Consider the following 11,380-nt stretch of genomic DNA (forward strand, 5'->3'; position numbering starts at 1 on the left):
CGAGAGAAACATGGACGTCCTCCGCCCAAAAGCCCTGGAACAGATCTACGCCCACGCCAGCCGCAGCTACCCCGAGGAATGTTGCGGCTTTGTCTTCGCCGACGGCAGCGTGTACCTGGGCAGCAACATCCAGAACGAACTGCACCGCAAAAACCCCGAGATGTACCCGCGCAGCGCGGCCAATGGCTACACCTTCTCGGTGGCCGACACCCTGCTGATGAACAAGGCGTTTCGCAGCGACAACCCGGTGGTGGTGATCTACCACTCCCACCCGGATGTCGGCGCCTATTTCAGCGATGAAGACCAGGACAAGGCCCTGTTCATGGGCGAGCCGATCTACCCCGTCAGTTACTTGGTGGTCGACGTTCGCCAGGGCCAGGCCCTGGGTTCAAAACTGTTTGCCTGGGATGGCGAGCATTTCACCCTTAACCCCTTCAACGACCTGCACACGGAGTTGTCCATGAACGCTGTCTCTTTCCCCGACATTCTGGTTCGCGTGGCCAAGCTGCCGGAATCGACCCTCGAGGGCGCCGGATCGACATTGCGCGAAGTCATTGAAAACCTCTGCAGCAGCCACCCGCAGTTGCGCGCCCATCTGTTTCACGAAAAGAACAACCAGCTCAAGGAACACTTCCTGTTCACCGCCGAGGAAGAGCTGATCGGCGCCGATGACCGGCTGCCGGAAAAAGCCCGCATCGAAGTGCTGCTCGCCACCTCCGGCGGTATGGACGTCGACAGCCTCAGCAACGAGGAAGTGCAACGTTACGTGCGCCATATCACCCTGCCCGGCGTCGGCCGCGAAGGCCAGTTGAACCTCAAGAAAGCCAAGGTCCTGATCATCGGCACCGGCGGCCTGGGCTCGCCCATCAGCCTGTACCTGGCAGCGGCCGGTGTCGGTACCCTGGGGCTGGTGGATTTCGACGTGGTGGAAAGCAGCAACCTGCAACGCCAGATCGTCCACGGCAACAGCACCCTGGGCATGCCCAAGGTCGACTCGGCCAAGCAGCGCTTGCAGGACATCAACCGCCATATCCAGATCAACGCCCACGACACCGCCCTGAACGCCGACAACGCCCTGGAACTGGTGGGCGCCTATGACCTGGTCATCGACGGCACCGACAATTTCGACACCCGCTACCTGGTCAACGACGCCTGCGTGCAACTGGGCAAACCCCTGGTGTACGGCGCCATCTACCGCTTCGACGGGCAGATCAGCGTGCTCAACTACCAAGGCGGGCCGTGCTACCGCTGCCTGTTCCCCAGCGCACCGCCCGCGGAACTGGCGCCCAATTGCAGCGCCGGAGGGGTGATCGGCGTGCTTCCCGGGGTGGTCGGGATGATCCAGGCCACCGAGGCGATCAAACTGTTGATCGGCATTGGCGAGCCCCTGTCCGGCCGCCTGATGCGCTTCGATGCACTGGCGATGAAGTTCAGCGAAATCCGTTTCAAGCGCCGTGCCGACTGCCCGTGCTGCTCCGACCTGCGCCACAGCGAAACCCTGGCGCCAGCCGTCTGTGCGGACGCCGTGCCCAGCCAACCGTCCCTGGCCGAAGAGCGCTATATCAAGCCGCGCGGACTCAAGCAGGTACTCGAACACCCCAGCAGCGCCGACGTGCTGCTGGATGTGCGCGACGCCAGCGAACTGGAGGTGTGCAAATTACCGGGGGTGGTGCATATCCCCCTGGCCGAGCTGGATGGCCAACTCGGGCGCCTCAGCCGCGACAACACCCATTACCTGATCTGCTACGCCGGCACCCGCGCCGAGCAAGCGGCCAGCACCCTGCTGGCGGCGGGTTTCGCCAACACCAAAGTCCTGCAAGGCGGCATGAAACACTGGGTTCGCGACGTCGAACCCGACATGCCGTTGTACTGACCCGGGGGCTGACCGATGCTGCATAACTCTATCCTCGACGCCATCGGCCATACGCCGATCGTCCGCCTGGCGCAGTTTTCCGAAGACCTTGGCATCGAGGTCTACGCCAAGCTCGAATCCCTCAACCCGGGGGGCAGCCACAAGGCGCGCATCGCCCTCGGCATGATCCTCGACGCCGAGCGGCGCGGCGTGCTGATCCGTGACGCCGGGCAAACCATCATCGAACCCAGCGGCGGCAATACCGGTATCGGCCTGGTGATGGCCGGCAACGTGCTGGGCTACAAGGTGGTGCTGGTGATCCCGGACAACTACAGCCCCGAAAAACAGAAGCTGCTGCGCCTGTACGGCGCCAAGGTGGTGCTCTCCGACAGCCGCCTCGGCAACAATTCCCACGGTGAAAAATGCATGGAGTTGCAGCTGGAAAACCCCAGCTACGTGATGCTCAACCAGCAACGCAACGGCGCCAACCCGCAAACTCACCGTGACACCACCGCACCGGAAATCCTCCGCGCCTTCGGTGATCGCCGTGTTGACTATTTCGTCAGCGGCATCGGCACCGGCGGCCATATCACCGGTATCGGCGAAACCCTCAAGGCCGCCTGGCCAGCCCTGCGCGTGATGGGCGTGGAGCCCGAAGAATGCGACCTGCTGAAGAACCAGCACGCGCCGCACCATATCCAGGGCCTGTCCATCGGCCTGATCCCGAGCATCCTCAACCTGGAGGTGATCGACGGCATGCTCAAGGTCTCGCGCCAGGGCTGCATCGACATGATGAAACGCATCATGCGCACCGACGCCATCAGCCTGGGCCTGTCCTCCGCCGCCAACATGGTGGCCATCGCCAGGCTCGCCCCCGAATTGCCGCCCGAAACGGTGGTGTTGACCATGGTCTACGACAATGCCGACAGCTACCTGCCCAGTTTCGAATAACGGGTTTTCCAACCAGCCAGAATGCGGGGGTGCCTCCATGGGCGGCTTTATCGACATGCAACAGTTGCACGATGAGTTGCTCACCCAGCTCATCAAGACCCTCACCCCCATGCAGATGAAACAGCTGGAGCCGCACCTCGCGCCGCTGATCCAGAATGCCGCCCAGGCGGTGGCCGAGGACTTGATCGCCTATGCCTATCGCGACCCGGCATCCCGTGGCCGCGGCGAACTGATCCTGGAGTCCTACGCCTCGTTCAAGGCGGTGCTCTATTACCGGCTTGCGCATCAGGTGTGGAATTTCCCCGACCAGACCAACGGCGTGTTTTCACGCATCGCCCTCAAGCTGAGCAACCAGGGCAAGGTCCTGTCCGGGGCCGAAATCCACCCGGCGGCGCGTATCGGCCGGCGCTTTGTGCTCGACCACGGCTACGGCACGGTAATCGGCGAGACCTGCGAGATCGGCAACGATTGCTACATCCTCTGCGGCGTGACCCTGGGTGCCCGCGGCATCGCCAACAATCCCGATGGCAAGCGCCATCCGCGCCTGGGCAACAACGTCGAGGTCGGTTCCGGCGCCCGGGTGCTGGGCTATGTGCTGATCGGCGACAACGTGTTTATCAGCCCTTCCTGTGTGATCACCCAGGACGTACCCGCCGGCACCAAGGTGAAGGTGGTGAACCAGATCCAACTGCAAAAAAACGATGAATCGGACCACAGCAACTACCTCGGGGCCTTCGCCCTGGATGAGCGCCTGCACGTGGTCGGCGAGGTCAATGCCAGCCACAAGGTCACAGTGCTGGACGCCGACTTTCATCCGTTGCAAGGCCTGATGCTGGAGCCAACGGTGAAGGAACGTCACCACCTGCAATTCAGGCTGCACCGCCTCGAATCCGGCAACTACCTGCCGCGCCTGCCGCTGAACCTGAAAGTCTGCGGGCCGGAATTCGAAATCACCCTGCTCTCCCCCCCTGGCTTGAGCGCGATGGTGCGCCACCTGCTGCAGGCCAGCCCACTGATCGTCGGAGGTTGAACATGTCCGTGCACACCATGGAAACCCTGGCGCTGTTTGACAGCGCGCCCTACCAGAACGCATTCAGCGCCCGGGTGATTGCCGTCAGCGAACACGGCATCGCCCTGGAGCACACCCTGTTCTACCCCACCGGCGGCGGCCAACCCGGCGATACCGGCCACCTGACCCTGGCGGACGGTACCCGGGTCGACGTGACCGGCACGGTGCGCGACCCGGTGCTGCGTTCGATCATCTGGCACCAGGTGGAACACTGCCCCGAGCAACTGGTCGCCGGCGTGCTGGTGGACGCTGGCCTGGATTGGGAGCGACGCTACCAGCACATGAAAATGCACACCTGCCTGCACCTGCTGTGCTCGCTCATCGACGCACCAGTGACCGGTTGCAGCATCAGTGCCGACAAAGGCCGCCTGGATTTCGACCTGCCGGAAATGACCCTCGACAAGGACAGCATCACCCGTGACCTCAATGCGCTGATCGAACAGGCCCACGAGGTGAAGACCCTGTCGATGCCGGCTTCGGAGTACGCCACCCTGCTGCAGATCACCCGCACCCAGGCGGTTGCGCCGCCGGTGATCCAGGGTTCGGTACGGGTGATTGAAATCGGCGGGATCGATATCCAGCCATGCGGCGGTACCCATGTGCTCAACACCGAGGAAATCGGCCGGGTGTTCTGCGAGAAGATCGAGAAGAAGAGCAAGCACAACCGCCGGGTGATCCTGCGGTTTGAGTGAACGCAACAACTGTGGGAGGGGCTTGCCTCTCCCACATTTTTAGTTTTGCGGCGCCTGCTAGATGACGAACAGGTCCACGAAACGATTGACCGGCGTGGCCTCGAGCTTCGCCTGGTCCGTGCACAACGCAAAGATCTCGGCACTGCGCTGGGCGGTAAAGCGCGTGGCCAGGTTGGCTTTGAACTTGTCTTCCAGCAACGCAATGCCCTCCACTCGACGACGGCGATGGCCAATCGGGTATTCCACCGCCACTGGCTCGGTGCTGGAGCCATCCTTGAAGAACACCTGCACGGCATTGGCGATGGAACGCTTGTCGGCTTCCAGGTATTCACGGCTGTAGCGTGGGTCTTCGACGATGACCATCTTGTCGCGCAACTGATCAATGATCGGGTGAGCGGCGTGGAATGCATCCTCGTAGTGCTCGGCCACCAGGTTGCCGAATGCCAGGGGCACGGCGGTCATGTATTGCAGGCAATGGTCACGGTCGGCCGCATTGGCCAGTGGCCCGGCCTTGGAGATGATGCGAATCGCCGACTCATGGGTGGTGATCACGATGCGCTCGATGTCGTGCAGGCGATCCTTGACCAACGGATGCAAGGTCACCGCGGCTTCACAGGCGGTCTGCGCGTGGAACTCGGCGGGGAAGCTGATCTTGAACAACACGTTTTCCATCACGTAGGTGCCATACGGCTGGGACAGGCTGAACGCACGCTTGTCCTCGGGCTTGAGCGCCAGGTCGTTGTTGGTGTGGCTGAACAGCACGTCGTAGAAGCCCCATTGCGGCGCGCTCAGCACACCAGGGATGCCCATTTCGCCGCGCAGGGCGATATCCGCCAGGCGCACGCCGCGACTCGACGCATCCCCCGCCGCCCAGGATTTGCGCGAGCCGGCATTCGGCGCATGGCGATAAGTGCGCAGGGCCTGGCCATCGACGAAGGCGTGAGACAGCGCCGACAGCAACTGTTCGCGGTTGGCGCCCATCAGCTTGGCGGTAACCGCCGTGGAGGCGACTTTCACCAACAGCACATGGTCGAGGCCAACGCGGTTGAACGAGTTTTCCAGGGCAATCACACCCTGGATTTCGTGGGCCATGATCATCGCATCCAGCACCGCGCGCACGGTCAGCGGCGCGTCGCCATTGGCCACGCGCTGTTGCGACAGGTGATCCGCCACGGCAAGGATGCCGCCGAGGTTATCCGAGGGATGCCCCCACTCGGCGGCGAGCCAGGTGTCGTTGTAGTCGAGCCAGCGCACGATGCAGCCAATGTCCCAGGCCGCCTTGACCGGGTCCAGGCGAAACGAGGTGCCCGGCACCCGCGCGCCAAACGGCACCACCGTGCCTTCAACCATCGGCCCCAGGTGCTTGGTGCACTCGGGAAAACGCAGGGCCAGCAGGCCGCAACCGAGGGTGTCCATCAGGCAGTTGCGGGCGGTGTCCAAGGCGGCCTGGGACTCGATCCGGTAGTTGAGGACATAGTCTGCGATGTCCTGCAAAACCTGGTCGTAGTCGGGGCGGTTGTTCTGGTCGACGTTAGTGCTCATGGCAGATCTCCAAAGTGAGTTAGGGTTGTTGCATCCTCAGGGTCAGGGTTGATCGTTTCGCAGGTCTGAATGCCTGCTTATGACTGTGGGAGGGGGCTTGCCCCTCCCACAGGGGATTGGTGTTGGACTTTAGAAAGAGTCGCCGGGTACGCGGACGAAACCTTCCATCAACACCCGCGCACTGCGGCTCATGATGGCTTTCTTCACCACCCACTCACCGTCCACCTGGGTGGCTTCAGCCCCCACGCGCAAGGTGCCGGAGGGATGCCCGAAGCGCACGGCATTGCGTTCAATACCGCCCGCAGCGAGGTTGACCAAGGTCCCCGAAATCGCCGCCGCCGTGCCGATCGCCACCGCCGCCGTGCCCATCATCGCGTGGTGCAGCTTGCCCATGGACAGGGCGCGCACCAGCAAATCCACATCGCCGGCCTTGATCGCCTTGCCACTGGACGCCACGTAGTCGGCAGGCTTGGCCACGAACGCCACCTTCGGCGTGTGCTGGCGCTGGGCCGCTTCGTCGAGGTGCTTGATCAGCCCCATGCGCAACGCGCCATAGGCCCGTACGGTCTCGAACATCGCCAAGGCCTTGGGGTCGCCGTTGATCGCGCCTTGCAGCTCGGTGCCGGTGTAACCGAGGTCTTCGGCGTTGATGAAAATCGTCGGGATGCCGGCGTTGATCAGCGTGGCCTTGAAGGTTCCGACACCCGGCACTTCCAGGTCGTCAACCAGGTTGCCGGTGGGGAACATCGAACCGCCGCCGCCCTCTTCTTCCGCCGCCGGGTCCATGAATTCCAGCTGCACTTCGGCCGCCGGGAAGGTCACGCCGTCCAGCTCGAAGTCGCCGGTTTCCTGCACCGCCCCGTCGGTGATCGGCACGTGGGCGATGATGGTCTTGCCGATATTGGCCTGCCAGACCCGCACCACGGCCACGCCGTTATGGGGCACGCGGGCCGCATCGACCAGCCCGGCGCTGATGGCGAACGAACCCACCGCCGCCGACAGGTTGCCGCAGTTGCCACTCCAGTCGACAAAGGGCTTGTCGATGGAGACCTGGCCAAACAGATAGTCCACGTCATGATCGGCGCGGGTGCTTTTGGCGAGGATCACGGTTTTGCTGGTGCTCGATGTGGCGCCGCCCATGCCGTCGATTTGCTTGTCGTAGGGATCGGGGCTGCCGATCACCCGTAGCAGCAAGGCATCCCGCGCCGCTCCCGGCACCTGCGCCGACTCGGGCAGGTCCTGGAGGCGGAAAAATACGCCCTTGCTGGTGCCGCCACGCATATAGGTGGCGGGGATCTTGATTTGCGCTGCGTGTGCCATGGTCATCCTCTTCAGGCAGTGGTCGCCGATTCCAGGAAATCCTGGGCAAACCGTTGCAATACGCCGCCGGCTTCGTAGATCGACACTTCTTCGGCGGTGTCCAGGCGGCACGTCACCGGCACCTCGACACGTTCGCCATCCTTGCGATTGATCACCAGCGTCAGCTGCGCACGCGGGGTACGTTGGCCGATCACGTCGTAGGTTTCGCTGCCATCAATCTGCAAGGTGTGACGGTCGGTGCCCGGCAGGAACTCCAGGGGCAACACGCCCATGCCCACCAGGTTGGTGCGGTGGATGCGCTCGAAACCCTCGGCGGCAATCGCTTCCACACCCGCCAGGCGCACGCCCTTGGCCGCCCAGTCGCGGGACGAGCCCTGGCCGTAGTCGGCGCCGGCAATGATGATCAGCGGCTGCTTGCGCTCCATGTAGGTCTCGATGGCTTCCCACATGCGCGTGACCTGGCCTTCCGGTTCGATCCGCGCCATGGAGCCCTGCTTGACCTTGCCGTTCTCCCGCACCATTTCGTTGAACAGTTTCGGGTTGGCGAACGTCGCGCGTTGTGCGGTCAGGTGGTCGCCACGGTGAGTGGCGTAGGAGTTGAAGTCGACTTCCGGCAGGCCCATTTTCGCCAGGTATTCGCCGGCGGCACTGTCGAGCATGATCGCGTTGGACGGCGACAGGTGATCGGTGGTGATGTTGTCCGGCAGCACCGCCAGCGGGCGCATGCCCTTGAGCGGCCGCGCACCGGCCAGCGCGCCTTCCCAGTACGGTGGGCGGCGGATATAGGTGCTCTGCGGGCGCCATTCGTACAACGGCGCGACTTTCGGGCCGGTGTCTTCGTGGATCGCGAACATCGGGATATACACCGCGCGGAACTGCTCCGGCTTGACCGAGGCCTTGACCACCGCGTCGATCTCTTCGTCGCTCGGCCAGATGTCCTGCAGGCGGATTTCCTTGCCGTCGGCGTCGAGGCCGAGCACGTCCTTCTCGATGTCGAAACGGATGGTGCCGGCAATCGCATAGGCCACCACCAGCGGCGGCGAAGCCAGGAACGCCTGCTTGGCGTACGGGTGGATACGCCCGTCGAAGTTACGGTTACCCGAGAGCACGGCGGTGGCGTACAGGTCGCGGTCGATGATCTCTTGCTGGATCACCGGGTCGAGCGCGCCGGACATGCCGTTGCAGGTGGTGCAGGCAAACGCCACCACGCCAAAGCCGAGCTTTTCCAGCTCATGGCCCAGGCCGGCTTCTTCCAGGTACATGGCCACGGTTTTCGAACCCGGTGCCAGGGACGACTTGACCCAAGGTTTGCGCGTCAGCCCAAGCCTGTTGGCGTTGCGCGCCAGCAGCCCGGCGGCGATCACGTTGCGCGGGTTACTGGTGTTGGTGCAACTGGTGATGGCGGCAATGATCACCGCGCCGTCGGGCATTTGCCCCGGCACTTCATCCCACTGGCCGGAGATGCCCTTGGCGGCCAGGTCGCGGGTGGCGACTCGGGCGTGCGGGTTGCTCGGGCCTGCCATGTTGCGCACCACGCTGGACAGGTCGAAGGTGAGGCCACGCTCGTATTGCGCGCCTTTGAGATCGTCTGCCCACAGGCCGGTGTGGCGGGCGTATTGCTCGACCAGGGCGACTTGCTCGTCTTCGCGGCCGGTGAGTTTCAGGTAGGCGATGGTCTGCTGGTCGATATAAAACATGGCCGCCGTGGCGCCGTATTCCGGGGCCATGTTGGAGATGGTCGCGCGGTCGCCGAGGGTCAGTTTGGACGCGCCTTCACCGAAGAATTCCAGCCAGGCGCCGACCACTTTCTGTTGGCGCAGGAACTCGGTCAGGGCCAGCACCATATCGGTGGCGGTGATGCCCGGCAGCAACTGGCCGGTCAATTCGACGCCGACGCTTTCCGGCAGGCGCATCCACGACGCGCGGCCGAGCATGACGCTTTCGGCTTCAAGGCCGCCGACGCCAATGGCGATCACGCCCAACGCATCGACGTGGGGGGTATGGCTGTCGGTGCCGACGCAGGTATCCGGGAAGGCCACACCGTCACGCACCTGGACCACCGGGGACATTTTCTCCAGGTTGATCTGGTGCATGATGCCGTTGCCCGGCGGGATCACGTCGACGTTCTTGAAGGCCTTTTTGGTCCACTCGATAAAGTGGAAGCGGTCTTCGTTGCGACGGTCTTCGATGGCGCGGTTTTTCTCGAACGCGTCCGGGTCGAAACCACCAGCTTCGACAGCCAGGGAGTGATCGACGATCAACTGGGTGGGGACCACCGGGTTGACCTGGGCCGGGTCGCCGCCTTGCAGGGCGATGGCATCACGCAGGCCGGCGAGGTCGACCAGGGCGGTCTGGCCGAGAATGTCGTGGCACACGACGCGGGCCGGGAACCAGGGGAAGTCGAGGTCGCGTTTGCGTTCGATCAACTGGCTCAGGGATGCGTTGAGGGTGGCCGGGTCGCAGCGGCGCACCAGGTTCTCGGCGAGCACACGAGAGGTGTAGGGCAACGTGGCATAGGCGCCGGGGCTGATTGCATCGACCGCCGCGCGGGCGTCGAAGTAATCCAGGCGGCTGCCGGGGAGTGGTTTGCGAAATTCAGTGTTCATCGTCAGGACTCGGTCACGGTGATTGCAAAAGGAAGACCTGGGCCGATCCGGAATTGAAATGCGATTCAAATGTGGGAGGGGCGGTGCGACGATTCGACTTGCCCCCGATAGCGGTGTGTCATTCAACACCTATGGCAACTGATAAACCGCCATCGGGGGCAAGCCCCCTCCCACACTGGGTCCGGTTTCCACTTCGGGATCGTCGGTGTTCCCATTCAGCGACGTTCGATTGGCACGAACTTGCGCTGTTCGACGCCGGTGTACTCGGCGCTTGGACGGATGATGCGGTTGTTGGCGCGCTGCTCAAATACGTGGGCCGCCCATCCTGTAAGCCGCGAGCAGACGAAGATCGGCGTGAACAGCTTGGTCGGGATGCCCATGAAGTGGTACGCCGAGGCATGGTAGAAATCGGCGTTGGGGAACAGTTTCTTCTGCTCCCACATGGTCTTGTCGATGGCTTCGGAGACCGGGAACAGCACGGTGTCGCCCACTTCGTCAGCGAGTTTTTTCGACCAGCCCTTGATCACTTCATTGCGCGGGTCGTTGTCTTTGTAGATCGCGTGGCCGAAGCCCATGATCTTGTCCTTGCGCGCCAGCATGCCGAGGGTGCCTTCGACCGCTTCGTCTGCCGAACCGAAACGCTCGATCATTTCCATCGCCGCTTCGTTGGCACCGCCGTGCAGCGGGCCGCGCAGGGAGCCGATGGCGGCGGTGACGCAGGAATACAGGTCGGACAATGTCGAGGCACACACCCGCGCGGTAAACGTCGAGGCGTTGAACTCGTGCTCGGCGTAGAGGATCAACGACACGTTCATGACTTTTTCATGCAGTTCGCTCGGCTTCTTGCCATGCAGCAGGTGCAGGAAGTGGCCGCCGATGCTCGGCTCGTCGGTCACGCAGTCGATGCGCTTGCCGTCGTGGCTGAAGCGGTACCAGTAGCACATGATCGCCGGGAACGCGGCGAGCAGGCGGTCGGTCACGTCGCGTTGCACGCTGAAGTCTTTTTCCGGCTCGATATTGCCAAGGAAGGAGCAACCGGTGCGCATCACGTCCATCGGGTGGGCGTCGGCGGGGATGCGTTCGAGCACTTCTTTCAGCGCTTGCGGCAGGTCACGCAGCGTGCTCAGCCTGGCGCTGTAGGCGGCCAGTTCGGCCTGGGTCGGCAGTTCGCCGTACAGCAGCAGATAAGCGACCTCTTCAAACTGTGCATCGGCAGCCAGTTCGCGCACGTCGTAGCCACGATAAGTCAAGCCGGCTCCGGCCTGGCCCACGGTGGACAGTGCGGTCTGCCCGGCGACCTGGCCACGCAGGCCGGCGCCACTCAGTACTTTTGCTTCAGCCATGGTTT

General features: G+C 63.3%; 8 protein-coding genes. 4 read left to right on the plus strand and 4 right to left on the minus strand.

What is annotated here, in order from left to right:
* Nucleotides 1-10 precede the first annotated feature (10 nt).
* Genes moeB through BLQ09_RS03810 form a run of 4 tightly spaced genes read left to right on the plus strand, consistent with a single transcriptional unit; the run spans nucleotide 11 to nucleotide 4,564 of the window.
* Entirely contained in the window at nucleotides 11-1,873 is a 1,863-nt protein-coding gene (gene moeB / locus BLQ09_RS03795) for a molybdopterin-synthase adenylyltransferase MoeB (RefSeq protein ID WP_092355410.1), read from the plus strand.
* Nucleotides 1,874-1,888: 15 nt separating this feature from the next.
* Nucleotides 1,889-2,803, plus strand: a complete 915-nt coding sequence (locus BLQ09_RS03800) for a PLP-dependent cysteine synthase family protein (RefSeq protein ID WP_092355413.1) — start codon at nucleotides 1,889-1,891, stop codon at nucleotides 2,801-2,803.
* A 37-nt stretch (nucleotides 2,804-2,840) separates the two neighbouring features.
* Entirely contained in the window at nucleotides 2,841-3,833 is a 993-nt protein-coding gene (locus tag BLQ09_RS03805) for a serine O-acetyltransferase (RefSeq protein ID WP_065940684.1), read from the plus strand.
* Between the two features lie 2 nt (nucleotides 3,834-3,835).
* Entirely contained in the window at nucleotides 3,836-4,564 is a 729-nt protein-coding gene (locus BLQ09_RS03810) for an alanyl-tRNA editing protein (RefSeq protein ID WP_092355416.1), read from the plus strand.
* Between the two features lie 57 nt (nucleotides 4,565-4,621).
* Here BLQ09_RS03810 and prpD read toward each other — a convergent pair whose 3' ends face one another.
* The 4 genes from prpD to prpC form a co-directional block, all read right to left on the minus strand.
* On the minus strand, nucleotides 4,622-6,106 hold the full coding sequence (gene prpD, locus BLQ09_RS03815; RefSeq protein ID WP_092355419.1) for a 2-methylcitrate dehydratase: 1,485 nt from the start codon (nucleotides 6,104-6,106) through the stop codon (nucleotides 4,622-4,624).
* A 129-nt stretch (nucleotides 6,107-6,235) separates the two neighbouring features.
* Nucleotides 6,236-7,426, minus strand: coding sequence for a 2-methylaconitate cis-trans isomerase PrpF (gene prpF / locus BLQ09_RS03820; protein WP_027603673.1), 1,191 nt, complete (start codon nucleotides 7,424-7,426; stop codon nucleotides 6,236-6,238).
* Nucleotides 7,427-7,437: 11 nt separating this feature from the next.
* The gene (acnD, locus tag BLQ09_RS03825) at nucleotides 7,438-10,032 is read right to left on the minus strand and encodes a Fe/S-dependent 2-methylisocitrate dehydratase AcnD (RefSeq protein ID WP_092355421.1); all 2,595 of its coding nucleotides are present in this window, start codon (nucleotides 10,030-10,032) and stop codon (nucleotides 7,438-7,440) included.
* A 215-nt stretch (nucleotides 10,033-10,247) separates the two neighbouring features.
* On the minus strand, nucleotides 10,248-11,375 hold the full coding sequence (prpC, locus tag BLQ09_RS03830) for a bifunctional 2-methylcitrate synthase/citrate synthase (protein WP_027603671.1): 1,128 nt from the start codon (nucleotides 11,373-11,375) through the stop codon (nucleotides 10,248-10,250).
* Nucleotides 11,376-11,380 lie beyond the last annotated feature (5 nt).

This window comes from Pseudomonas sp. NFACC25 (assembly GCF_900100935.1).
GTDB classification, from domain to species: Bacteria; Pseudomonadota; Gammaproteobacteria; order Pseudomonadales; family Pseudomonadaceae; genus Aquipseudomonas; species Aquipseudomonas marginalis.

Bases quoted from the DNA above. Each gene is read 5' to 3' on its own strand.
- moeB (WP_092355410.1), top strand. From the start codon at position 11: ATGGACGTCCTCCGCCCAAAAGCCCTGGAACAGATCTACGCCCACGCC.
- BLQ09_RS03800 (WP_092355413.1), top strand. From the start codon at position 1,889: ATGCTGCATAACTCTATCCTCGACGCCATCGGCCATACGCCGATCGTC.
- BLQ09_RS03805 (WP_065940684.1), top strand. From the start codon at position 2,841: ATGGGCGGCTTTATCGACATGCAACAGTTGCACGATGAGTTGCTCACC.
- BLQ09_RS03810 (WP_092355416.1), top strand. From the start codon at position 3,836: ATGTCCGTGCACACCATGGAAACCCTGGCGCTGTTTGACAGCGCGCCC.
- prpD (WP_092355419.1), bottom strand. From the start codon at position 6,106: ATGAGCACTAACGTCGACCAGAACAACCGCCCCGACTACGACCAGGTT.
- prpF (WP_027603673.1), bottom strand. From the start codon at position 7,426: ATGGCACACGCAGCGCAAATCAAGATCCCCGCCACCTATATGCGTGGC.
- acnD (WP_092355421.1), bottom strand. From the start codon at position 10,032: ATGAACACTGAATTTCGCAAACCACTCCCCGGCAGCCGCCTGGATTAC.
- prpC (WP_027603671.1), bottom strand. From the start codon at position 11,375: ATGGCTGAAGCAAAAGTACTGAGTGGCGCCGGCCTGCGTGGCCAGGTC.